The 21,755-nt window shown below is 74.6% G+C and carries 20 protein-coding genes and 1 pseudogene; 13 read left to right on the top strand and 8 right to left on the bottom strand.

Going from position 1 to position 21,755, the window contains the following annotated elements:
- Window positions 1–73 precede the first annotated feature (73 nt).
- On the bottom strand, window positions 74–349 hold the full coding sequence (locus ABEB09_RS24240; protein WP_345692020.1) for a hypothetical protein: 276 nt from the start codon (window positions 347–349) through the stop codon (window positions 74–76).
- Window positions 350–494: 145 nt separating this feature from the next.
- On the opposite strand from ABEB09_RS24240, the gene ABEB09_RS24235 reads away from it, so the two are divergent.
- Window positions 495–857 carry an arsenate reductase family protein gene (locus ABEB09_RS24235; protein ID WP_345692019.1) on the top strand — a complete coding sequence of 121 codons (363 nt, stop codon included), beginning with the start codon at window positions 495–497 and terminating at the stop codon, window positions 855–857.
- Between the two features lie 121 nt (window positions 858–978).
- Complete coding sequence (locus ABEB09_RS24230; protein WP_345692018.1) at window positions 979–1,671, top strand: RlpA-like double-psi beta-barrel domain-containing protein; 693 nt, start codon at window positions 979–981, stop codon at window positions 1,669–1,671.
- 7 nt (window positions 1,672–1,678) lie between these two features.
- Here the strand turns inward: ABEB09_RS24230 and ABEB09_RS24225 are convergent, their stop codons facing one another.
- Window positions 1,679–2,554 (bottom strand): alpha/beta fold hydrolase, encoded by an 876-nt coding sequence (locus ABEB09_RS24225; protein WP_425580069.1) that lies wholly within the window; start codon window positions 2,552–2,554, stop codon window positions 1,679–1,681.
- 119 nt (window positions 2,555–2,673) lie between these two features.
- Here ABEB09_RS24225 and ABEB09_RS24220 point away from each other — a divergent pair, with 119 nt between their 5' ends.
- Window positions 2,674–3,141, top strand: coding sequence for a MarR family transcriptional regulator (locus tag ABEB09_RS24220; protein ID WP_345692016.1), 468 nt, complete (start codon window positions 2,674–2,676; stop codon window positions 3,139–3,141).
- Window positions 3,142–3,159: 18 nt separating this feature from the next.
- On the opposite strand, the gene ABEB09_RS24215 is transcribed toward ABEB09_RS24220, so the two are convergent.
- Window positions 3,160–4,053 (bottom strand): Gfo/Idh/MocA family protein, encoded by an 894-nt coding sequence (locus ABEB09_RS24215; RefSeq protein ID WP_345692015.1) that lies wholly within the window; start codon window positions 4,051–4,053, stop codon window positions 3,160–3,162.
- 306 nt (window positions 4,054–4,359) lie between these two features.
- On the opposite strand from ABEB09_RS24215, the gene glnII reads away from it, so the two are divergent.
- Window positions 4,360–5,391: a glutamine synthetase gene (gene glnII, locus ABEB09_RS24210; RefSeq protein ID WP_345692014.1), complete on the top strand. Its 1,032-nt coding sequence runs from the start codon at window positions 4,360–4,362 to the stop codon at window positions 5,389–5,391.
- A gap of 73 nt (window positions 5,392–5,464) precedes the next feature.
- On the opposite strand, the gene ABEB09_RS24205 is transcribed toward glnII, so the two are convergent.
- Window positions 5,465–6,877 (bottom strand): PepSY-associated TM helix domain-containing protein, encoded by a 1,413-nt coding sequence (locus ABEB09_RS24205; RefSeq protein ID WP_345692013.1) that lies wholly within the window; start codon window positions 6,875–6,877, stop codon window positions 5,465–5,467.
- A gap of 50 nt (window positions 6,878–6,927) precedes the next feature.
- On the bottom strand, window positions 6,928–7,503 hold the full coding sequence (locus ABEB09_RS24200; RefSeq protein WP_345692012.1) for a hypothetical protein: 576 nt from the start codon (window positions 7,501–7,503) through the stop codon (window positions 6,928–6,930).
- Window positions 7,504–7,661: 158 nt separating this feature from the next.
- Between ABEB09_RS24200 and ABEB09_RS24195 the strand changes: the two genes are divergently transcribed.
- The 4 genes from ABEB09_RS24195 to ABEB09_RS24180 all read left to right on the top strand — a co-directional run bounded on the left by ABEB09_RS24195 (window position 7,662) and on the right by ABEB09_RS24180 (window position 12,448).
- The gene (locus tag ABEB09_RS24195; protein ID WP_345692011.1) at window positions 7,662–8,654 is read left to right on the top strand and encodes an NAD-dependent epimerase/dehydratase family protein; all 993 of its coding nucleotides are present in this window, start codon (window positions 7,662–7,664) and stop codon (window positions 8,652–8,654) included.
- A gap of 190 nt (window positions 8,655–8,844) precedes the next feature.
- Window positions 8,845–10,185, top strand: a complete 1,341-nt coding sequence (locus ABEB09_RS24190; protein WP_345692010.1) for a sensor histidine kinase — start codon at window positions 8,845–8,847, stop codon at window positions 10,183–10,185.
- Entirely contained in the window at window positions 10,170–10,820 is a 651-nt protein-coding gene (locus ABEB09_RS24185) for a LuxR C-terminal-related transcriptional regulator (RefSeq protein WP_345692009.1), read from the top strand. The genes ABEB09_RS24190 and ABEB09_RS24185 overlap by 16 nt, the downstream gene beginning before the upstream one ends.
- Window positions 10,821–10,909: 89 nt before the next feature.
- Window positions 10,910–12,448, top strand: coding sequence for a DUF1996 domain-containing protein (locus ABEB09_RS24180; protein ID WP_345692008.1), 1,539 nt, complete (start codon window positions 10,910–10,912; stop codon window positions 12,446–12,448).
- An 83-nt stretch (window positions 12,449–12,531) separates the two neighbouring features.
- Here the strand turns inward: ABEB09_RS24180 and ABEB09_RS24175 are convergent, their stop codons facing one another.
- Window positions 12,532–12,966: a hypothetical protein gene (locus ABEB09_RS24175; protein ID WP_345692007.1), complete on the bottom strand. Its 435-nt coding sequence runs from the start codon at window positions 12,964–12,966 to the stop codon at window positions 12,532–12,534.
- 82 nt (window positions 12,967–13,048) lie between these two features.
- Here ABEB09_RS24175 and ABEB09_RS24170 point away from each other — a divergent pair.
- The 4 genes and pseudogenes from ABEB09_RS24170 to ABEB09_RS24155 all read left to right on the top strand — a co-directional run bounded on the left by ABEB09_RS24170 (window position 13,049) and on the right by ABEB09_RS24155 (window position 20,211).
- Window positions 13,049–16,113, top strand: a pseudogene (locus ABEB09_RS24170) (alpha-N-acetylglucosaminidase).
- Window positions 16,114–16,148: 35 nt separating this feature from the next.
- Entirely contained in the window at window positions 16,149–18,146 is a 1,998-nt protein-coding gene (locus tag ABEB09_RS24165; RefSeq protein ID WP_380841639.1) for a hypothetical protein, read from the top strand.
- Window positions 18,147–18,256: 110 nt separating this feature from the next.
- The gene (locus tag ABEB09_RS24160; RefSeq protein WP_345692006.1) at window positions 18,257–19,141 is read left to right on the top strand and encodes a metal-dependent hydrolase; all 885 of its coding nucleotides are present in this window, start codon (window positions 18,257–18,259) and stop codon (window positions 19,139–19,141) included.
- Window positions 19,142–19,143: 2 nt separating this feature from the next.
- Window positions 19,144–20,211 (top strand): PDR/VanB family oxidoreductase, encoded by a 1,068-nt coding sequence (locus ABEB09_RS24155; protein WP_380841613.1) that lies wholly within the window; start codon window positions 19,144–19,146, stop codon window positions 20,209–20,211.
- A 5-nt stretch (window positions 20,212–20,216) separates the two neighbouring features.
- On the opposite strand, the gene ABEB09_RS35025 is transcribed toward ABEB09_RS24155, so the two are convergent.
- Window positions 20,217–20,669 (bottom strand): hypothetical protein, encoded by a 453-nt coding sequence (locus tag ABEB09_RS35025; protein ID WP_380841641.1) that lies wholly within the window; start codon window positions 20,667–20,669, stop codon window positions 20,217–20,219.
- On the opposite strand from ABEB09_RS35025, the gene ABEB09_RS24145 reads away from it, so the two are divergent.
- The gene (locus ABEB09_RS24145; RefSeq protein ID WP_345692005.1) at window positions 20,619–21,323 is read left to right on the top strand and encodes a TetR/AcrR family transcriptional regulator; all 705 of its coding nucleotides are present in this window, start codon (window positions 20,619–20,621) and stop codon (window positions 21,321–21,323) included. The genes ABEB09_RS35025 and ABEB09_RS24145 overlap by 51 nt on opposite strands.
- Here ABEB09_RS24145 and ABEB09_RS24140 read toward each other — a convergent pair.
- Window positions 21,308–21,658, bottom strand: coding sequence for a 5-carboxymethyl-2-hydroxymuconate Delta-isomerase (locus ABEB09_RS24140; RefSeq protein ID WP_345692004.1), 351 nt, complete (start codon window positions 21,656–21,658; stop codon window positions 21,308–21,310). The two genes, ABEB09_RS24145 and ABEB09_RS24140, sit on opposite strands and share 16 nt — an antisense overlap.
- Window positions 21,659–21,755 lie beyond the last annotated feature (97 nt).

Here is a 21,755-nt window from a genome sequence, read left to right as displayed (position 1 = left end):
GCGGCCGGGTGCTGCGCCGGCGGGCGGGACGCTTGGCCGTCCGCCCGCCGGCGCGGCATGGGAGGGAAACGGGTCAGCGGCCCGAGCGGATCAGGGTGCGCACCATGCGGCACGTCGTGTCCGACGGCGGGTGCACGCCGATGCGGTGAGCCGTGTTCCGTATCGTCGCGTTGTCGGCCTTCGAGGCCACGTACACGCCCGAGTCGAGCAGCGCGATCGCGAGCCGCATGGCCTTCAGGCGGCGGTTGTGCGACACGTACCACTCACGCGGCCGGCCGGCCGGGAGCGGCTTCTTCTGCAGGGGCTTCCAGGGTTCGAGGGGCAGTGTCATGACGGTGGCGACAGCCATCGGCGACCTCCTGGTCCGCGGCGTGAGAGCCCTCCCCCGGACTCTCACTGACTACCTCGATTTTACCGCCACCCACTGACAATCGGCCCTGGCCAGAGGCGGTTTGAGGCAGGAGGAGCAGGGCCCTCGGCGGTACTGTTGCGGCATGGAGATCTGGATCAATCCCGCCTGTTCCAAGTGCCGTGGCGCGCTGCGTCTGCTCGACGAGGAAGGCGCGCAGTACACCGTGCGCCGCTACCTGGAGGACGTGCCGTCCGCGGACGAGATCCGGGAGGTGCTCGACCGGCTGGGCCTGGAGCCCTGGGAGATCACCCGCACCCAGGAGGCCGCCGCGAAGGAACTCGGCCTCAAGGAGTGGCCGCGCGACGCCGCGTCACGGGACCGCTGGATCGGCGCCCTGGCGGCCCACCCCAAGCTCATCCAGCGGCCGATCATCACCGCCGACGACGGCACGGCGGTCGTGGCCCGCACGGACGAGGCCGTACGGGACGCGCTGTCCCGGTCGTAGGCACCGCGCCACCGACATGAGCGCCGCGTTGAGTGGAAGCGGCGTCGTTACTCGTACGTAGGGACACGTGTAACCGATCCGGCCGCCGATCCCCCCGTGCGGCCGGGGACAGGAGCCCCACGTGTCACGCAAGAAGACCCTCAGCCGGAAGAAGAAGCTCGCGCTGCTCGTCGGCGCCGCCGTGCTCGCCGGCGGTACGGCGGTGGTGATGACCGGGACCAGCCAGGCGTCGGTCGCCTGCGACGGGCTGGCCTCGGCGCTGCGCAACAACGAGCAGTTCATCGCGGGCCAGCGGGCCAACCCGGACGCCCAGTCCGAGGCCCGTATCGCCAACCGGCTCGCGGTGATCGAGGAGATCAGGCGCAAACAGGCGGCCAGCGGGTGCGCCGTCGGAGGCGAGGGCGCAGCAGAGGCCGGCGGCCAGGCGGGTCAGCAGCCCGGCGGCCAGGACGGTCAGGCCGGTCAGCAGCCCGGCGGCGGCGCGTCGCAGGGCGCCCGGCCGCCGGCGCAGGAACAGCCGCCCGCCGGGGCCCAGCCGCCCGCCGCCGGGGGCGACGCCGCCGCCGGGGACGTCGTGTGCGCCGGCTCCACCGTCACGCTGTCCGGTGAGGGCGGCGCCCCGGCCGCGTCCAGCAACCAGTTCCCCGTCGGCACGCGGCTGAAGGTCACCAACCTCGACAACGCCAAGTCCACCACCGTCGAGGTGACGTCCGTCTCCGGCAGCTGCGTGCTGCTCAACAACGCGGCGTTCGAGCAGGTCCGCGAGCCCGGCAAGTTCCTGATCCGCAAGGCGCGCATCGAGCGCGTCGGCTGACGGGAGCTCACCCCTCCACCCGCAGGAACTCCGCGATCCGCCGGTCCGTACCCGGCGGGGAGGCCAGCGGCAGGGTGTGGTGCGTCGCGCCCGGGAGCGTCTCCGTCCGTACGGCGGGGACGTCCCGGGCCGCGGCGGCCGCCTTCCCCACGTCGTGGGCGCGGGACCTCCCGGCGAGGAGCAGCAGCGTCGGGGGCCGCAGCGCGTGCAGCGCCCGGGCGGCCGGGCGCGGGCCGGTGACCGGCCTGGCGGCGGGGAAGGCGGCGGTGTGGGCCTCCAGCCGCAGCCAGGTCTCGTCGAGCGTCGCGCCGCGGGTCTCCCAGCGGAGGAAGGCGCGGGTGCGGGCGGGCGTGGGGCGCAGCAGCATCGGGACGGCGCGCAGCAGGTAGCGGGCGCGGTAGCCGGTGAAGCAGTTGGTCGCGTCGAGCAGGACGAGGCGGACCACGCGCCGCGGGGCGTGGAGCGCGAAGTGCAGGGCGATCCACGCCCCGTACGAGTGGCCGCAGAGCGCGGCGCGTTCGGCGCCCAAGCCGTCGAGGACCGCGCCGAGCCAGGCCGTCAGGTCGGCGACGGTCCGCACGGGTGGGTGGTCGTCTCCGGGGACGCTGCGCCCGGGGTCGCCGATGAGGTCGACGGCGTGGACCCGGTGGGTGCGGCCGAGTTCGGCGGCGGTGCCGAACCAGACGGTGGAGGTGGTGCCGCCGCCGTGGAGGAGGACGACGGGCGGGCCGTCCTCGGGGCCGTGGCTGTTGACGTGCGTGGGCCCGTACGGCGTGGGGACGGTGGTACGGGTCGTGCCGGCGGGCCAGCGGGCGGCCAGGACGGCGTCGTACGCCGCGTGGAACGCCTCGGCGTCGAACGCCTTCGTGCGGTCGGGGTCCATGGGCATGGGCGGGTCCTCCGTTCGCCAAGTGTCTCGCCGAACGATAATCTCGCTGAGCGAGATAATGCGAGAGGTCGTGGCCAGAGGTGGTGGCGGAAGTGCGTGCGGAGGTGCCTCACATGCGGCGGGAATCCCAGGAGTCGGCCGAGTTGCAGATCTTCCATCTGCTGCGGGCCGTCACGGTCGAATACGGCCTGCGGCAGGCGGAGTTCGCCGCTCGCAACGGCATGCATCCGACCGACGTACGGGCCCTGATCTGCCTCCTGGACGCCGAGCGGGCCGGGCGGGACGCCACCGCGGGCATGCTCGGCGCGCAGCTCGGGCTCAACTCCGCGGGGACGACGGCCGTCATCGACCGCCTGGAACGGCTGGGCCACATCGCGCGCGTACGGGATCCGCGCGACCGGCGCAGGGTGCTGCTGACCGTCGAGGAGGGGGCGAAGGAGCTGGGCCGGGCACACTTCGGGCCGCTGATCGACGGCACGGTGGAGCTGCTGCGGGGCTTCGGCGACCGGGAGCGGGAGGCGGTGCGGCGCTTCCTGCTGGGCGTGGGGAAGGTGCTCGCGGACACCGGCGACGGCGCCTGACGGCAGAGGCGGCGGCCCTCACCCCAGCTGGGCCTCCGCCGCGGCCAGGATCTCCGTGACCCGCAGCCCGAACCGTACGTCGCAGGCGTGCGGCACCCCGTCCCGTGCGGCCGCCAGCAGGGCGTCCACGGCGGCGCCGAACGAGCCGACGGCGTCCGCCCAGCGGGGCATCGCCGCGTGTCCGCGCTCGCCGAACAGGGTGATGCCCGCGTCCGCTGCGGGCACCGGCGCGCTCAGCGTGAGGGTGGCCGTGCTGCCCGCGCCCGAGGCGTGGTGCAGCAGCAGGTGCCGGGTGTCGCCCGGGCCCGCCACGGCGTTCACCTCCGTCACGTCGCCCAGCACGGGCAGCAGCACCGACAGCACGTGCGGGCCGACGTCCCACAGGGCGCCCTTCTCCCGCCGCCAGGGCGAGGCGGCGTACGCGCCGGCCGCGCCGGCCGCGCCGGGCGAGAACAGGGCGCCCAGCCAGTGCGCCCGCGCCAGGTACCAGCCGCCCGCGGCCGTCTGCTCCTCGACCCACGACGCCGTGTCCGCCGCGAACCGCAGCGTGCAGAAGACGACGGAGGCGACGCCCGCCTTCTCGGCGGTGAGGGCCACCTCGCGCGCGCCCGCCACGGTCGTGGCGACCGGCTTGTCGAGCAGCAGGTGGCAGCCGGCGGCCGCGGCCCGGACGGCGAGGGGCGCCTGGACGTCGGGCGGCAGCGCGCAGGCGACGGCGTCGCTCGCGGCGAACAGCGCGTCGAGGTCCTCGTAGGCCCGCGTGCCGTGCTCCGCCGCGAGTGCCGCCGCGGCGGCGGGGCGCCGGCCCCAGACCCCGCTGAACTCGACGCCGGGGTGGGCGGCCAGGGCGGGTGCGTGGGTGCGGGCGGCCCAGGGGCCGGTGCCGAGGAGTCCGATGCGGGTCTTCGTCATGGCCCTCAGTCTGCCCGCCGCGCGCGGACGACGCCGGGGCGCGACCCGTCCGGTGCCGGGTTTCCGGACACCGGCCGCGGGGCTCCGGCACGACGTCGTCCGGGCTTCCGGACACCGGCCGCCGCACTGCCGCGTGACGTCGTCCGGGGCCCGGGGCGAGGCGGCGGACGCCCCCGCGGTCGCACGGCGGCCGCGCGAAACACGGGAAGGCCGAGTAACACGGGGTTCACAAACGGGCAACCGACGGGAAATCCCCTGTTGCCAAGCTGCGCGGCATACCGCTGCACCCGCAAAGGATGAGGCCCCGTGACCATCAAGGCTGAGTACATCTGGATCGACGGCACCGAGCCGACCGCCAAGCTCCGCTCGAAGACGAAGATACTGACCGCTCCGGTCGGCGGCGTCGCCGAGCTGCCCATCTGGGGCTTCGACGGGTCCAGCACCAACCAGGCCGAGGGTCACGCCTCCGACTGCGTGCTGAAGCCGGTCTACTCCTGCCCGGACCCCATCCGCGGCGGCGGCCACCTGCTGGTGCTGTGCGAGGTCCTCAACACGGACATGACCGCGCACACCACCAACACGCGGGCGCAGCTGGTCGAGGTCGCGGAGAAGTACGCCGCGCAGGAGCCGATCTTCGGCATCGAGCAGGAGTACACCTTCTTCAAGGGCCACCGTCCGCTGGGCTTCCCCGAGGGCGGCTTCCCGGCCCCGCAGGGCGGCTACTACTGCGGTGTCGGCGCCGACGAGATCCACGGCCGTGACATCGTCGAGGCGCACCTCGACAACTGCCTCACCGCGGGCCTGGGCATCTCCGGCATCAACGCCGAGGTCATGCCGGGCCAGTGGGAGTTCCAGGTCGGCCCGCTCGACCCGGTCACCGTCGCCGACCAGCTGTGGATCGCCCGCTGGCTGCTGTACCGCACGGCCGAGGACTACGAGGTCTCCGCGACCCTGCACCCGAAGCCGGTGAAGGGCGACTGGAACGGCGCGGGCGCGCACACCAACTTCTCCACGAAGGCGATGTGCGAGGGCTACGACGCGATCATCACCGCGTGCGAGGCGCTGGGCGAGGGCTCCAAGCCGCTGGACCACGTCAAGAACTACGGCGCGGGCATCGACGACCGCCTGACCGGTCTGCACGAGACCGCCCCGTGGAACGAGTACAGCTACGGCGTCTCGAACCGCGGCGCGTCGGTCCGCATCCCGTGGCAGGTCGAGAAGGACGGCAAGGGCTACATCGAGGACCGCCGCCCGAACGCCAACGTCGACCCGTACGTGGTGACCCGCCTGCTGGTGGACACCTGCTGCTCGGCCCTGGAGAAGGCCGGCCAGGTCTGATCCCGCGCGTGCTCACAGGGGGGCGCCCCACCGGAAGACCGGTGGGGCGCCCCCTTTCGCCGTGCCCGTACGGCTACGCCCCGCGGCGCGCGAGCAGCGAGCGGCCGGCGTCGATCACCAGGAACGCCAGCAGGCTCAGCCCCAGGAGCGGCACGAACCAGCCCACCAGGGCCGTCACCGCCAGCAGCGGGAGCAGCATGGTGACCGGGACCTTCCGCCAGGCGCCGGGCGGGACGGGGCGGCCCGGCCTGCGCAGCCACCACAAGCGGTAGCCCCAGACGACGAGCAGGACCAGGGCGAGGCCCAGCGCGGCGAGCGCCAGCTGGTTGGGCAGGCCGAGGAGCACGCCCATGTGGGCGTCGATGCCGAACCGGGTCAGCTTGGCGAGCAGCGGGTAGTCGGCGAAGCGCAGGACGTCCAGCACCTCGCCGGTCGCCGGGTCGATCGCCACCGAGTCCAGGTGGACGGGGTACTCGGTGTCGGTCTCCTTGACCACGTACCCCTTGCCCTCGGTGGGCAGGGTGACCGCGACGCGGCCCTCGACGCCCACCGCGCGGGCCGCCTCCAGCGCCTTGTCGACGCCGATGTCCGGGCCGCCCGACGGGGCCGTCGGGTGGTGCTCGGTGCCGTGGCCCTCGTGGCCGTCGGCCGCCGCCGGGGCGCCGCCGAGGGTGGCGGAGACGGTCGGCGTCGTGCCGCCGAGCCGGTCCTTGAGGGCGCCGATGTTCTCACCGGCGTACGTGGACCAGGTCAGGCCCGTGACGGACAGCGCGAGCAGACCGGTCACCGCCCACAGGCCGACCGAGCCGTGCCACGACAGGGTGCGGCGGCGGGACCGGGGGCCGCCCTCCGGCAGGAACAGGGCCCGCTTCGAGGTGCGCCTGCGGCCCAGCCACAGGGCGAGGCCGCCGAGGGCGACCACCCACATCCAGCTGGCGGCCAGCTCGCTGTAGACGCGGCCGGGTTCGCCGAGGTGGAGGTCCCGGTGCAGTTCGGACAGCCAGGTGCGCAGCGGCAGCGCGCCGGAGCTGCCGTAGCTGGGCAGGGCGCCGCGCACCTGGGCGGTGTAGGGGTCGACGAAGACGGCGAGGGACGTGCCCTCCTCCACCTGCGGGCTCTTCATCAGCACTCTGGTGGTGGCGCCTTCCTGGGGCGCGGGCCACACGGCGGTCACCGTGCCGTCCGGGTGGGCGCTGCGGGCCGCCTCGACCTGCCGGTCGAGCGGCAGGACGCTGTCGCCGACCGGGACCTCCAGCTCCTGCCGGTAGACGATCTTCTCGGCCTGGAACGACAGGGCGTACAGCAGGCCGCTGACGGCGGCGACGAGGAGGAGCGGGGCTATGAGGAGGCCGGCGTAGAAGTGGAGGCGCAGCACCAGGGGGCGCAGGGCGCTCCAGGCGCCTCGGGCCGGCGCCGGGCCCGCGGGGGCGTCGGCGGATGCCTCGGGGGCGTCGGCGGTTTCGGGTGTGCGTGGCTCTTTGAGCATGCGTGTCCTCGGGTGCGTGTGCGTGATCGCAGGGGTGGGTGACCCCCGGATCAGCCGTGCGTTCCGAGGGCCTTGGCGCGGGGTGCGGCGAGGACGGGCGGGCCGCGCCGGGACAGGGTGTGCGCGAGGACGACGCCGTGGTGGAGCCGGTCGGCGGTACGGGGCCGGGGCCGCGGCGGGCGCGGCGCGGCCGGGAGCCGTACGGCGGTGAGCGGGGGCCGCAGCGGGGTGAAGGCGGTGCGGGCGAGGCCCAGGAAGGCGGCCTCGCCGCGGGCGAGCCACAGGGCGCAGACGGCCGCCGCGAGCACGTGCGCGGCGAGCATGCCGGAGGACAGGGAGTCCACGGCGCCCTCGTGCGCGTGATGGTGGTCCTCCAGGCCGCCCGCGAACGTCACGTGCAGGACGCCCTGCACGGCGAGAAGGCCCGTGCCCATGGCGACGGGGCCCCTGCGGCGGCCCGCCGCCAGCCACGCGAGGGCTCCCGTCGCGCCGAAGGCGAGCAGCAGCGAGCCCGCCGGGACGTCGTGCGCGGACTGCGAGGCGTGCCCGATCGCGGACAGCGTGACGCACACCGCCGCGAACAGGGCGGCGCGCAGGACGCGTATCGGCGATCGGGGATTCGTCATGGCTCGAACATGCTGCCATCCCGCGCGACCGTTGGATGACGAACCGTTCCGCCAGGGCCGGTCCCCCACGAGTCGAGCCGTTCCTCCAGGAGGCGAAGGATTCCTCCAGGAGCGGAAGCGGGGTGCGGTGCGGGGCCCGGAGAGGCAGAGTCGGCCGTATGAGGCTTCTGATTCTGGGTGGTACGGAGTTCGCGGGGCGTGCCGTGACGGAGGAGGCACTGGCCCGGGACTGGCAGGTGACGGTGTTCCACCGCGGGCGGCACGAGCCGCCGGCGGGTGTGGCGGCTCTGCACGGCGACCGGACGGCGGGTCCGGAGGGGCTGTCGGCGCTGACCGGGGGCGAGTGGGACGTGGTCGTCGACACCTGGTCGGGTGCGCCCTCGGCCGTACGGGACGCGGCGGCGCTGCTCGCGGGGCGGGCGGGCCGGTACGTGTACGTGTCCAGCCGGTCGGTGTACGAGTGGCCGGTGGCGCCCGGGCTGGCGGAGGACGGGCCGGTGGTGGAGGCGTCGGCGGACGACTGGGACGACGTGCCGTACGCGCAGGCGAAGCGGGGCGGCGAGCTGGGCGCGCTGGCCGCCTTCGGCGAGGACCGGACGGTGCTGGCCCGCGTGGGGCTGATCCTCGGCCCGTGGGAGAACATCGGCCGGCTGCCCTGGTGGCTGAACCGCATCGCCCGCGGCGGCCCGGTCCTCGCGCCCGGCCCGCGCGACCTGGCCCTCCAGTACATCGACGTACGGGACATGGCCGCGTGGCTGCTGCACGCGGCGGAGGCCGGCCTGTCGGGCGCGTACAACGTGGTGAGCCCGACCGGGCACACCACCATGGGAGAACTGCTGGACGCGTGCGTCCGGGCGACCGGCTCGGACGCGGAGCTCCGCTGGACCGACCCGGAGAAGATCCTCGCCGCGGGCGTCGAGCCGTGGACGGGGCTGCCGGTCTGGCTGCCGCCGGGTGAGCTGCACGGCGCGATGCACTGCGGCGATGTGTCCAAGGCGCTCGCGGCGGGGCTGCGCTGCCGGCCGGTGGACGAGACGGTCGCCGACACCTGGGCGTGGCTGCGCGGGCTGGGCGGGCGGGCGCCGCAGCGCGCGGACCGGCCCGTGGTGGGGATCTCCCCGGAACTGGAGGCCAAGGTCCTGGAGGGCTGACCGCACTGTCGGGGGACGGCCGTGGACCGGCCGCGAGGACGGCTGGGGGCCGGTCCGGTCCGAGGGACGGCCGGGGTGGTGCCGGGTACACCCCCGGGACGGGGGCGGGGCCCCGTGACCGGACGCGCCGCGACCGGCGAGACTCGACCGGTACGCGTGCCACGACCGGCCGCGGCACGGGAGGGGAACGATGACGGGGACGGGGACCATGGGTACGCAGGGCACGGGCAGCGGCAGGGGCACCGGCGGCGCCGTCCAGGGGTCCGGCGGCGGGGGCTGGGTGCGCGAGGGACTGCTCGCCGCCGTACGGGGCTTCGGGGTGGCGCTGACCGCCCTCGTCGGCTCGCTCGTGCTGTTCGTCCTCACTCTCCTGTCCCTCGCCTTCGTCCCGCTCGGCATCGGACTGTTCGCCACCCCGGTCGTGCTGCGGCTGGTGCGCGCCCACGCCGGGCGGCGCAGGCTGCTGGCGGCGCGGTGGGCGGGGATCCGCATCCCCGAGGCGTACCGGCCGCTCCCGGCCGGGACGGGCGGCGGGTTCGTCGGGCAGGCGCGGCGGTGCGCGCACCTGCTGAAGGACCCGGCGACCTGGCGGGACGTGCCGTGGCTGTTCGTCGACCTGTCGGCCGGGTTCCTGACCGCGCTGCTGCCCGCGGTGGTCGTGGCGTACGGCGTGGAGGGGCTCCTGCTCGGGGCGGGGCTGTGGCGGGTCGCGGGCGACCCGGGTCCGTACTGGTACACCGCCGTCCCGGTGGACAGCCAGGCGACCGGGCTGCTGGCGGCCGGGGTCGGGCTGGTCGTCCTCGTCGTGGGGCTGCGCTACGTCCCGGCCCTCCTGCGCGGTCACTTCGTGCTGACGAAGGCGCTCCTGGACCGGCCTCTGGAGACCGAGCTGAACGAGCGGATCGACCGGCTGACGGAGACCCGGCACGACGCCCTGGACGCCTCGGCCGCCGAACTGCGCCGCATCGAACGGGACCTGCACGACGGGGCGCAGGCCCGGCTCGTCGCCATGGGCATGGACCTGGGCACGATCGAGGCCCTGGTCGAGCGGGACCCGGCGCAGGCGAAGGCGCTGCTCGCCCGGGCCCGGCGGAACTCCGCGGAGGCCCTGGACGAGCTGCGCGACCTGGTCCGCGGCATCCATCCGCCCGTGCTGGCCGAGCGCGGCCTCGGCGACGCGGTGCGGGCGCTGGCCCTGCGGCTGCCCGTCCCGGTGGAGGTCTCGGTGGACCTGCCGGGCCGGGCCGACGCGCCGGTGGAGTCGGCGGCGTACTTCGCCGTCAACGAAATCCTGACCAACGCGGTCAAGCACTCGGCCGCCACCCTGATCCGCGTCGACATCGCCTACACCGGGGTCATGCTGAACGTCACGGTCACCGACGACGGCGTCGGCGGGGCCCGGATCGGCGCGGGCTCGGGGCTGAGCGGCGTGGAGCGCCGGCTCGGTACCTTCGACGGCATCCTGGCCGTCAGCAGTCCCGCCGGCGGCCCGACCGTGGTGACCCTGGAGATCCCGTGCGTGTTGTCCTAGCGGAAGACCTGTTCCTGCTCCGGGACGGGCTGGTGCGGATGCTGGAGGCGTACGGCTTCGAGATCCTGGCCGCCGTGGAGAGCGGACCCGAACTCAGCAGGGCGCTCGCCGAGCTGGAGCCGGACGTCGCGGTCGTCGACGTCCGGCTCCCGCCGTCGCACACCGACGAGGGGCTGCAGTGCGCGCTGGCCGCCCGCCGGGCGCGCCCGGGGCTGCCGGTGCTCGTCCTGTCCCAGCACGTCGAGCAGTTGTACGCGCGGGAGCTGCTGGCGGACGGCAGCGGGGGCGTCGGCTACCTGCTGAAGGACCGGGTGTTCGACGCGGACCAGTTCGTCGACGCGGTACGGCGCGTCGCCGCGGGCGGAACGGCGATGGACCCGCAGGTCATCTTGCAGCTGCTGACCCGTCAACGGGCGCAGGACCGGCCCGTGAACCGGCTCACGCCACGCGAACTGGAGGTCCTGGAGCTGATGGCGCAGGGCCGCTCCAACACGGCGATCGCCGCGCAACTCGTCGTCACCGAGCGGGCGGTGGCCAAGCACACCTCGAACATCTTCGCCAAGCTGCGGCTCGACGTGTCCGAGGACGACAACCGCCGCGTCCTCGCCGTGCTGGCCTATCTGGACGGCCGGTGAATTTCCCGCCTCCTTTCCCGGCCCGCTGAACGCCCCACGCGCCCCATCCGTATGGGAGGGAGCTGTTCCCCTGCCGGGATTGGAGTTCCATGGGACGCACACGAAAACGCTCGACGCTGGCCAACCGGGCCATCGCCGCATCGGCCGCCCTGATCCTGGGCGGGGGCGGACTACTGGCGGTCAATGTGTACGCATCCGCGGGTGAAGGGTGGTCCGGTTGGGACCAGAACCAGGAACAACCGCAGCTGCGGAATACGAGCGGGCAGATGTCCACCATCGACTGCCCCGAAGTGGCCAACGGCCTTCCCGACGCGGTGCCGGACCAGGCGCGCGGCGAAGTGGACCTGGAGCTGGCCCGGATCGACAACCGGATCACGGACGCCTACCAGCGCCTCGCGCAGTCGCGCGAGCAGATGCGGCAGGACCCGCAGTTCGCCGACAACGTCATCCTCGGCCCGCTCAGGGACGAGCGGCTGGCGAGCATCCAGCGGATCGTCACCGCGATCGACCGGTCCGCCGAGCGCCCGGAGGGCATGGAGGCCCTGGCGCCCTGCACCCTGCGCAGCGACGACGACGGCGGCCAGGACCAGGGGCAGGACCAGAACCAGGACCAGAACCAGGACCAGGGGGACCAGAACCAAGGGGACCAGGGCCAGGACCAAGGCGACCAGGGGCAGGACCCGGGCCAGGGTCAGGGCCAGGGCCAGGGCCAGGGCCAGGGCCAGGGCCAGGGCCAGGCCGGGAACGGCCCCGTCGCCGACGACTTCGTCGACATCCGGTCCGTCGAGCCGAACGTCCGCCTGCCGCGCCGCCAGAACGGCGCGTCCACCGGCAGCTTCCTCACCGACTGCGGAAGGAACGAGAACGGGAAGTTCAATCCGGACAACGTCATCGTCGCCCCCGGTGTGAGCAACGGCGCCCACCACATGCACGACTACGTCGGCAATCAGGCCAATGACGCGTTCGCGGACAACCGCTCGCTGGCCCGGGGCCGCACCACCTGCCGCAATCAGGGCGACCGGTCCACGTACTACTGGCCCGTCCTGCGGGTCCAGAACGGCGAGAACGACAACGACGCGAATGCCGACGGCGGAGGAAAGGACCAGAACGTCGGCAAAATCCAGACGCCCGACCAGGTCACGCTGAATTTCGTGGGCAGCCCGGTCTCGAAGGTCACCGCCATGCCCCGATTCCTGCGGATCATCACGGGCGACGCGAAGGCCTTCACCAATGGTGACGCGAATGCCAACGCGTCGTGGAGCTGTACCGGATTCGAGGACCGGCAGCTGAAGGACAAATATCCGCTGTGCCCGCAGGGCAGCAAGGTGGTCAGGTCCTTCAGGTTCCAGAGCTGCTGGGACGGCCAGAACGTCGACAGCGCCAACCACCGCACGCACGTGGCCTTCGCCGACGACGACGGACGCTGTCCCCAGGGCTTCCGCGCCATCCCCCAGCTGGTTCAGCGGATCGTCTACGACGTCGCGCCCCAGGCGAACTTCGCCGTGGACTCGTTCCCCGAGCAGCTGCACAAGCCCGTCACCGACCACGGCGACTTCATCAACGTCTTCGACAGCGGCCTGATGAACCGGATGGTCGACTGCATCAACACCGGGCGCCGCTGCGCCTGACCCCCGTCCCCCGCCCCCCTCCGAACCGGGGTCCCCCCACACCCCGATCCGGATTCCCCCCACCCACCCCCCACCCTGCGCGGTCAGCTCCCGTGGTGACCCGAGTGCCCTTCCCCGGCCTCGACGTCGCCGCCGAGCCGGCCGCGCAGTGCTGTGATCACATCCGGCTCGCCGACCGCCGCCCACTTCCGGCCCACCAGGTAGGACCCGCCGTAGTCCTTGGCCCCGTTGATCCACTCGCGCTGGCCGCGGTCGGTGGCGAAGGTCGTCAGCACGTACTTCCCGTACGGCGTGGAGCAGTTCGCCTGGCGCAGCTCCCGCGCGTCCGTCTGGACGTCGGGCGTGCACTCCGCGCGCCGGGCCAGCTCCTCCAGGCTGCCGGTCGCGGTGGACGGTACGGCGTCGGGCTTCTTGGACGATTCCGCCGAGGGGGATGTCGATGCGGTACAGCCCGCCAGGGTCACCAGGGCCGCCAGGGCCGCCGCGGACAGGGCCATCCGAGTTCGTTCCGTGCGCATCCGGCCATGGTGCCGGTTCGTACCCCTGTTCCGGGCGCGAACCGTGGGTAACGTGCGCCCCGTGCGCAGACGACCGACGGAGATGTCGAGACGTACGCTGCTGGGAACCGCCGGAGCCCTCGGGACCGGCGCCGTACTCACCGGACACGCATCCGCCATGTCGTACGACCGTGACCCCACGCGCCCCGCGCGCGAAGCCCTCCGCCGGCTTCTGCCCGACCACGCGGACCAGTTCCGGCTCACGCCCCTGCCGGGCGGCCCCGACCGGTTCCGGGTGACCGGCTCCCCCGGCCGCGTGGAGGTGGCGGGGACGGACCCGGCGTGCCTTCTCACCGGCGTCCACTGGTACCTCAAGTACGTGTGCGGGGCGCACCTGTCGTGGGCGGGCAGCCAGACCTCGGCGCTCCCCGCCACCCTGCCCGCCCCGGCGGCACCGCTCGCGCGGCGGGCCACGGTGGCGCACCGGTTCGTGTGCAACGACACGCACGACGGCTACACCGCCCCGTACGCGGACTGGCCACGCTGGGAGCGGCTGATCGACGTGCTGGCCCTGCACGGCTTCAACGAGGTGCTGGTCACCGTCGGCCAGGAGGCCGTGTACCACCGGCTCCTGCGGGACTTCGGGTACACGGACGCGGAGGCGCGGGCGTGGCTGCCCGCGCCCTCGCACCAGCCGTGGTGGCTGCTGCAGAACATGAGCGGGTACGGCGGTCCGCTCGCCCCCGGGCTGATCGCCCGGCGGCCGAGCTGGGCCGGCGGATCGCGGACCGGCTGCGGGAGCTGGGCATGGCCCCGGTGCTGCCGGGCTTCTTCGGCACCGTCCCGGACGGTTTCGCCGACCGCAACCCGGGCGCCCGGACGGTCCCGCAGGGCGTGTGGGCGGGCCTGCGGCGGCCGGACTGGCTGGACCCGCGCACGGCGGTCTTCGCGCGCGTGGCCGCCGCGTTCTACCGCCACCAGGCCGATCTCTTCGGCGCCGTGCGGCACGTCAAGATGGACCTGCTGCACGAGGGCGGCACGCCGGGTGACGTGCCCGTGCCGGACGCCGCCCGCGCCGTCGAGCGCGCGCTGCGGACCGCCCTGCCGGACGCCACGTGGGTGATGCTGGGCTGGCAGGCCAACCCGCGCCGGGAGCTGATCGACGCCCTCGACGGGCGGCGGCTCCTGATCGTCGACGGGCTGTCCGACCTGGAGGCGGTCACCGACCGCGAGGAGGACTGGGGCGGGGCGCCGTACGCGTTCGGCACGATCCCCAACTTCGGCGGCCGGACGACGATCGGCGCGCGGACCCATGCGTGGGCCGAGCGGTTCACCGCCTGGCGCGACCGGCCCGGCTCGGCGCTCGCCGGCACCGCCTACATGCCGGAGGCAGCCGAGCGGGACCCGGCCGCGTGCGAACTGTTCTCGGAGCTGGCCTGGCGGGAGGAGCCCGTCGACCGGGACCGCTGGTTCACGGCGTACGCGCGGCTGCGCTACGGCGGCCGGGACGAGGCCGCGCGCACCGCGTTCGCCGTGCTGCGGGACACCGCGTACCGGATCACCAGCCGCGACGGCCGCCCGCACGACTCGGTGTTCGCCGCCCGCCCGTCCCTGTCGGCCCGGTCGGGCGCGCACTACGCGACCCGCTCCCCCGCGTTCGACCCGGCCGCCTTCGACGCGGCGTTCGCCGCGCTGCTCGGCGTACGGGAGGAGCTGCGCGGCTCCGACGCGTACCGGTACGACCTGACGGACCTGGGGCGGCAGGCGCTCGCCAACCGGTCCTGGCAGCTGATCGGGCAGCTCGAGGCCGCGTACGGGCGGAGGGACCCGGAGGCGTTCCGGGCGCTGGCGCGGCTGTGGCTGCGGCTGATGCGGCTGGGCGACGACATGGCGGGCGCGCACCGGGCGTTCCTGCTCGGGCCGTGGCTGGCGGACGCCCGCCGCGAGGGCCTGGAGCACACGGCCCGGGCGCTGGTCACCAGCTGGGCCGGCCGGGCCACGGCGGACGGGGGCCGGCTGGCGAACTACGCCAACCGCGACTGGGCGGGCCTCATCGCGGACGTCCACCTGCCGCGGTGGCGGGCCTACCTGGACGAACTGGACGACGCGCTCGCCGAGGGCCGGGACCCGCGCCCGTTCGACTGGTACGCGGCCGAGGAGGCCTGGTGCCGGGAGACGGCGCCGTATCCGCTGCGCCCGGCGCACGACCCGTACCGCACGGCCCTGCGCGTCCACGACGTGCTCGCCCGCGCCCCCTACCAGGGCACCGTCACCGTCACGTGCACGCCGGCCGCGCTCACCCCGGGGGGCGGCGGCCTCCTGACGGCCACGTTCCGGAACACGAACGGGCTGCGCGGTACCGGCCCGGTGGAACTGGCCCTGGACGACGGGCCGCCCCTGCGGCTCCCGGGCGTCCCACCGGCCGGTTCGGCCGCCGCGGCCTGGCCGGTCACCGCCCCGGACCGGCCCCTGACGTCGCCCGTCGAACGGCTCCCCCGCACCCTGCGCGCCACGTACGGCCCCTTGGGCGAGCCCCCGGTGACCGCCGTGCAGCGGGCCGAGCTGTACGTGGCGGGCCCGCTCGGCGACGCGTGGCGGACGTACGACGGCAACGGGGCGGTGTTCGGGCGGCTGGACGGGCGGTACGCGATCAACGGCGGCGGTCAGGACCTGTGGCGGGGCGTCGCCGAGTTCGGCGCGCTGTACCGCGAGGCCGTCCTCGGGGTGGGCGGGGTGTTGACGGTGCGGGTGGACGAGCAGGAGCCGACGGGCCCGTGGGCGCGGGCCGGGATCGTCGTCCGCAACGCCCTCGGCACGCCGGGCGCGGCGGGGTTCCTGAACCTGGCGGTCACCCCGGCCCGGGGCGTCGCGCTGGCCTACGACGGGGACGGGGACGGCTCGCTCGACACGTACCGGCAGCTGCCGGGCGTCGTGGCGCCCGTGCTGCTGCGGCTGTCGCGGACGGCGGCGGCGTTCACGGGCGCCTGTTCCACGGACGGGGGAACGTCGTGGCGTACGGTCGCCACGGTACCGGTGGCCGGGGTGCCGGGCGCGGCGGTGGTACAGGACGCGGGGCTGTTCATGTCGGCGTCGAACGGCGGAAGTTCGGCCCGCGGGACGGTCGTTTTCAGTGGTCTGTCGGGCTGGGAACGATCAACAACGAGGTAGCGGGCGGGAGGTGACCATCCCCGCATTCGCTCGTTCTGCTGAACGTGAGCACCCAGGAAGCCCAGCACCCCCAGGAAGCCGCGGAGTCGGGCGTCGTCTCCGCCGTCGCGCCCGTCGATGTGGAGCAGGCGGAGGCGGCGCTCGTCGAGCACTATCCGCGGCTCGTCCGTATCGCCTATCTGGTGCTGCCGCCCTCCCTGGGCCGCAACCGCCGGGTCCTGACCGCGCACGCGCTGGTGCAGCGGTCACTGCCCCGGCGGCGCACGTCGCCGCCGGACGGGGCGGGGATGCCGGTGCAGCGGCGCCCCGAGGACGCGGTCGACCCGGGTTACGCGTACGTGCGCGAGCGGGTGCTGCGGCAGGCCCTGGAGGCGGGCCTGCCGCTGCGGCGTCTGGCGCTCCCGAAGCGGGCACAGCTGCCGCCGGTGCTGCCGCAGGTGTGGGGCCTTCGGCTGTTCCCCCGCTCGGGCGGCGCCGACGAACTGGCCCTGGACCAGCGGCTGTCGGCCCTGTCGGGGCCGGGCCGCGCGGCGTACGTGCTGCGCGGTCTGGAGCGGCAGGGCGACGCGGAGGTGCGCCGGGTGCTGGCGGCCGCCGGGGTCGAGGACCCGAAGGCGGCGCTGGCCGAGGCGGACGCCGTCACGGCGCGGGGCGGGGTGGGCGGCGCGTCGCTGCTGGAGTCCGCCGAGTTCGACCCCTGTTCGCTCCAGGCGCGTCCGACGGACCTGATGCGGCGCCGCCAGCACACCAAGGCGGCGCTGGCCGCGGCGGCCGCCGCGGTGGTGTGCGGGGCGCTGCTGGGGCTTCCCGGCGAGGGCTGGGGGCCCGACGGGGCGGCGGCTCCGCTGTACGCGCGCAACCCGTCGTCGGAGGCGGCGCTGGACCCGGGCAAGCTGCGGCGCGTGGCGCCGGCCGCGTGGCAGCGCTCGTCCCGTACGGACTTCTCGGTGTGGCCCGCGCGCGGGAGCCTCACCGGTGACGAGGCGCTGCTGCGGCGGGCGCTGGCGGTGTGGGCGCGGCCCGGTGCGCGGGTGCAGGCGTCGGCGACGCCGGGCACGCTGCCGGGGCCGCCCGCGGGCCCGCCGCAGCTGCTGTTCGCGGGCGAGGTGGACAACGCCCGGGTGGTGCTGTTCCACGACGGGCTGCGGGCGGTGCGGTACGCGGAGCCGAAGGACGGCACGGACGTGGCGGCGCTGGACTTCGCGCGGACGGACGGGGCCGACACGGCGGCGTCGGCGGCGCTGGTCGTGGGCCGTACGCACGCCAACGTCCGCTACTTGACCGCCCCTTGGGTGCGGGACGTGCGGGTGCGGGACCTGCTGGTGGCGGACGGGGCGACCCGGCCGCTGGCACGGGACGCGGACGGGGTGACGTCGCCGATGCAGTCGCCGGCGGCGGCGAGCGACTGCCGGTCGTGGGACGTGCTGGAGGTACGGGACGGGGTGGCGACCCGGGTGCTGACGGACCTGGGCGAGCTGACGCCGGCGCGGCTCACCTCGGGGGCGCCGTCGGCGCCGGTGGACGTGTCGTCGAAGGAGGCGCGGGCGGAGTGGGCGCGCACGGCGTGCCTGCTGCCGTCGATGCGGGCGACGGGTGTGCGGTCGGTCAACTCGTGGCGGTTCGCGGAACAGGAGCTGCCCGGGTCGGGGACCGGCACGGCGGCCTGGCTGTGCACGCGCGCCGAGACGTGGCGCGGCCCCGGCAGCAAGGTGCTGGCGCAGTTCCAGGCCCCGGTGGCGGAGGCGTCGGCGGGAGCGCCGGTCACGCCGGGCGCGGTCGTGTCGAAGGCGGACGACTCACCGGCCTGCGGGACGCGGGAGCCGCACGTGCTGGCGGGCGTGTTGTGGCAGGCGCCGGGCGGGCAGTGGTACGTCCTGGCGGCGGGCAGCCCGGACGTCACGTCCCTGGCCACGTCGGGCGGTGTGAAGGGCGGCGCGCGGGGCCGGCTGCTGGCGGTCGAGGCGGACAAGGGCGCGCGGGCGGAGCTGACCGGGAAGCTGAAGAGCGGCGCGAAGATCGACGCCCTGCGGTGACCGGTGCCGACAAGCCCCGGAGGCTCGCCCTCCGGGGCTTGTTGACACCGGCGTAAATATCTCCGCGCACACCTCTGTCGCTTCGGCATACCCGTCAGTACATTGACGCCATGTCTAATACCCGGCCGGCCGCAGACGCGTCGGAGCGGATCGAGCTCAAGGCCCGGAAGGTCTCCTTCGACTGGGAGGAGACCCCGCTCCACTGGGTTCCCGGCGACCCGTTCACCACCCACACGATCAACGTGCTGCACCTGCTCCTCCCCGCCGGGGAGCGCTGGTTCATCCATGTGTACCGGCAGGTGCTGCCCTTCATCCGGGACGACCGGCTCCGCCAGGACGTCATCGGGTTCATCGGCCAGGAGGCGGTGCACTCCCAGGCCCACGACGACGTCCTGCCCCATCTGCGGAAGCTGGGCCTGGACCCCACCCCGTACACCGCGCAGGTCGACTGGTTCTTCGAGAAGCTCCTGGGGGACCGGACGCTGCCGCCCGGCCGGGCCCGGCAGTGGTGGCTGATGGAGCGGGTCGCGCTGATCGCGGCGATCGAGCACTACACGGCGTTCCTCGGCGACTGGGTGCTCAACGCCGAGGAGCTGGACCGGCGGGGCGCCGACCCGGTGATGCTGGACCTGCTGCGCTGGCACGGCGCGGAGGAGGTCGAGCACCGGTCGGTGGCGTTCGAGCTGTTCCTGCACGTCGACGGCGGCTACCGGCGCCGGGTGCGGACCTGGGCGGCGGCGTTCTCCGCCCTGGTGTTCCTGTGGCAGCGCGGGGTGCGGTTCTTCATGGAGAACGACCCGACGCTCCTCGCGGGCAAGCCGTCGATGTCCCAGTTCGTCCGCAAGGGGCGGGAGGGTGTGCTGCCCTCGACGCCGGACATGCTGCGGTCGATCCCCCGCTATCTGAGCCGCGCCTACCACCCCTCCCAGGAGGGCTGCACCGCTCAGGCCGTCGCCTATCTCGCCTCGTCCCCCGGCGCTCGTGGAGGTTCCTGAGCATGCCCCGACTCCGACTGCGTACCGTCGCCCTGGCCGCCGGAGCGGCCCTCCTCGTCCGGCGGGCGCTGCGGCGCCGCATCCAGGCGGCGCCCCTGTGGCCGATGCCCGCGCTGGAGGAGCCGATATCGGGGCAGGGGCGCCGGGCGTCCACGACCCCGCGCCGGGTCCTGGTCACCGAGCGCACCGCCCCCGCCGAGGGGGTCGTCCAGCTGCGGCTGGAGGGCACCGGGCTGCCCGCCTGGTCGCCGGGCTCCCATCTCGATCTGGTCCTGCCGTCGGGCCTGGTCCGGCAGTACTCGCTGTGCGGCGACCCGGCCGACTCCGGCACGTACACGATCGCCACCCGGGTCCTGGAGGACGGGCGGGGCGGCTCGCTGGAGGTGCGCGAGCAGCTGCACGAGGGCACCGAGGTGGAGATCCGGGGGCCGCGCAACCGGTTCCCGCTGGTCGACGCCCCCGCGTACGTGTTCGTGGCGGGCGGCATCGGGATCACGCCGGTGCTGCCGATGGTGCGGGCGGCCCACGCGGCGGGCGCCGACTGGCGGTTGCTGTACTGCGGGCGCGACCGGGCGTCGATGCCGTTCCTGGACGAGCTGGAGAAGCTGGGCGCGGACGGCGACCGCGTGACGGTGGTGGCCGAGGACGAGGACGGGCGGCCCGGCCTGGCGTTCCTCGGCTCGGTGGCCGAGAGGACGGAGGTCTACTGCTGCGGCCCGGACGGGCTGATGGAGGCGGTGGCCGGGGCGCTGCCCGAGGGGCGGGCGCCGCGCCTGGAGCGGTTCTCGGCGGGCGCGCCGGCGGGCGGCGGGGCCTTCGAGGTGGAGCTGCGGCGCTCGGGCGTGACCGTTCAGGTGGCGGCGGACCGGTCGGTGCTGGCCGCGGTGCGGGAGGAGCTGCCGCACGTGTCGTACTCGTGCGAGCAGGGCTTCTGCGGCACGTGCCAGCAGCGGGTCCTGGAGGGCGAGATCGACCACCGGGACGAGCTGCTGACGGACGACGAGCGGCACGACTCGATGCTGATCTGCGTCTCGCGCTGCCGCGGCGAGCGGCTGGTCCTGGACCTGTAGTGGGGTTACGGCAGCAGCAGCCAGTCGGCGGCGAGGGCCGCGAGCAGCCCGGTGCCGAGGAGCCAGGTGCCCAGGCGGGTGCGGCCGTGGCGGCTCAGCTCGATGACGACGCCGCAGAGGATCATGGCCAGGCCGTACACGCCGACCACGAGGACGGAGGTGCGGCTGGCCAGGCGCAGGGCCAGCACCACGGCGAGGGTGACCAGGAGGACCGTGGCGACGACGACGCGCAGCCGTCGCGCCTGGCGGGGCGTGAGGCCGTCGCGGTCCCCGGCTCCGTCCTCGGGTACGTCCGGTGCGTCGGGGGTGTCCGGGGTGTCGTGGTCCTGGCCTGCGGTGGTCATGTGCGGGAGCGTAACGGACTTGGCGGGCGCCGCCGTTCGAAGGGCGGCGGTTAGGCTGTTCGCATGACGACCGTGGTGCGCAGACGAATGGGCGTCGAGGAGCGCAGACAGCAGTTGATCGGGGTGGCGCTGGAGTTGTTCAGCCACCGCTCCCCCGACGAGGTGTCGATCGACGAGATCGCCGCCGCGGCGGGCATCTCCCGGCCGCTCGTCTACCACTACTTCCCCGGCAAGCAGAGCCTGTACGAGGCGGCGCTGCGGCGGGCGGCGGACGAGTTGGCCGCCCGGTTCGTGGAGCCGCACGAGGGGCCGCTGGGTGCGCGGCTGCTGCGTGTGATGGGCCGGTTCTTCGACTTCGTCGAGGAGCACGGGCCGGGGTTCTCCGCGCTGATGCGGGGCGGTCCGGCCGCAGGCTCCTCCACCGCGCACGCGATGATCGACGGGGTGCGGCGGGCGGCGTACGAGCAGATCCTGGCGCACCTGGGCGTGACGGACCCGCCCGCGCGACTGGACCTGGTGGTGCGGTCGTGGGTGTCGCTGGCCGAGTCGACGGCGCTGATCTGGCTGGACGGGCGGCGGATTCCGCGGGCCGAGCTGGAACTGCAGCTGGTGCACGACTTCGCGGCGCTGGCGGCGGTGAGCGCGGCGTACGACGCGGAGATGGCGGGCCTCGTGGCCGGGATCCTGGCGGACGAGCCGGCCGACGGGCCGTTCGGGGACCTGGTGGGCCGGCTGGGCGCGCTGGCGCCGGTTCAGCCGTTGCGGTAGGACGCGTCGAGGTCCCGTACCTCCGCGGAGACGTGCACGGTGACGCCGTCCACGGGCTTGAGGAAGTCCCGTACGAGGGCTGCGGCGGCCTCGCCGAGGCGGGCCTTGGCCTCGTCGGTGCGGCCCGCGAGCAGGGCGATCTCGACGTGGACGAGGGCGTCGTCGCCCGTGCCGTCGCCGACGACAGTGTCCTCGGTGCGGCGGGTGCGGGTCTTGCAGGCCGCCGTGCGCGCGGCGACCGTCTCGACGACCACGGGGTGCAGGGCCCGGGCGTAGCCCCGGGGGTCGAAGGCCTCGTCGAGGGAGGCGGAGTAGTCGACGGTGATCTGCGGCATGGCCCTACCTTCGCCCGCTTCCGTGCGATCGCACAAGCGGTGACCGGATGGCGGACGCCCCCGCTCCGACGGGGGCGGGGGCGTCCTGTGGGGGGCC

Origin of the sequence: Streptomyces coeruleoprunus (genome assembly GCF_039542925.1) — a bacterium.
GTDB classification, from domain to species: Bacteria; Actinomycetota; Actinomycetes; order Streptomycetales; family Streptomycetaceae; genus Streptomyces; species Streptomyces coeruleoprunus.
Note: the sequence above shows the minus strand (reverse complement) of the source record. Positions and strands in the feature narration are given on the sequence as shown.

Excerpts from the sequence above, each read along its gene's own strand:
- ABEB09_RS24195 (WP_345692011.1), top strand. The coding sequence starts at position 7,662 with ATGAGGCTTCTGATTCTGGGTGGTACGGAGTTCGCGGGGCGTGCCGTG.
- ABEB09_RS24140 (WP_345692004.1), bottom strand. The coding sequence starts at position 21,658 with ATGCCGCAGATCACCGTCGACTACTCCGCCTCCCTCGACGAGGCCTTC.
- ABEB09_RS24200 (WP_345692012.1), bottom strand. The coding sequence starts at position 7,503 with ATGACGAATCCCCGATCGCCGATACGCGTCCTGCGCGCCGCCCTGTTC.
- ABEB09_RS24235 (WP_345692019.1), top strand. The coding sequence starts at position 495 with ATGGAGATCTGGATCAATCCCGCCTGTTCCAAGTGCCGTGGCGCGCTG.
- ABEB09_RS24155 (WP_380841613.1), top strand. The coding sequence starts at position 19,144 with ATGCCCCGACTCCGACTGCGTACCGTCGCCCTGGCCGCCGGAGCGGCC.
- ABEB09_RS24180 (WP_345692008.1), top strand. The coding sequence starts at position 10,910 with ATGGGACGCACACGAAAACGCTCGACGCTGGCCAACCGGGCCATCGCC.
- ABEB09_RS24190 (WP_345692010.1), top strand. The coding sequence starts at position 8,845 with ATGACGGGGACGGGGACCATGGGTACGCAGGGCACGGGCAGCGGCAGG.
- ABEB09_RS24220 (WP_345692016.1), top strand. The coding sequence starts at position 2,674 with ATGCGGCGGGAATCCCAGGAGTCGGCCGAGTTGCAGATCTTCCATCTG.
- ABEB09_RS24240 (WP_345692020.1), bottom strand. The coding sequence starts at position 349 with ATGGCTGTCGCCACCGTCATGACACTGCCCCTCGAACCCTGGAAGCCC.
- ABEB09_RS24215 (WP_345692015.1), bottom strand. The coding sequence starts at position 4,053 with ATGACGAAGACCCGCATCGGACTCCTCGGCACCGGCCCCTGGGCCGCC.
- ABEB09_RS24205 (WP_345692013.1), bottom strand. The coding sequence starts at position 6,877 with ATGCTCAAAGAGCCACGCACACCCGAAACCGCCGACGCCCCCGAGGCA.
- ABEB09_RS24225 (WP_425580069.1), bottom strand. The coding sequence starts at position 2,554 with ATGGACCCCGACCGCACGAAGGCGTTCGACGCCGAGGCGTTCCACGCG.
- ABEB09_RS24145 (WP_345692005.1), top strand. The coding sequence starts at position 20,619 with ATGACGACCGTGGTGCGCAGACGAATGGGCGTCGAGGAGCGCAGACAG.
- ABEB09_RS24175 (WP_345692007.1), bottom strand. The coding sequence starts at position 12,966 with ATGCGCACGGAACGAACTCGGATGGCCCTGTCCGCGGCGGCCCTGGCG.
- ABEB09_RS24160 (WP_345692006.1), top strand. The coding sequence starts at position 18,257 with ATGTCTAATACCCGGCCGGCCGCAGACGCGTCGGAGCGGATCGAGCTC.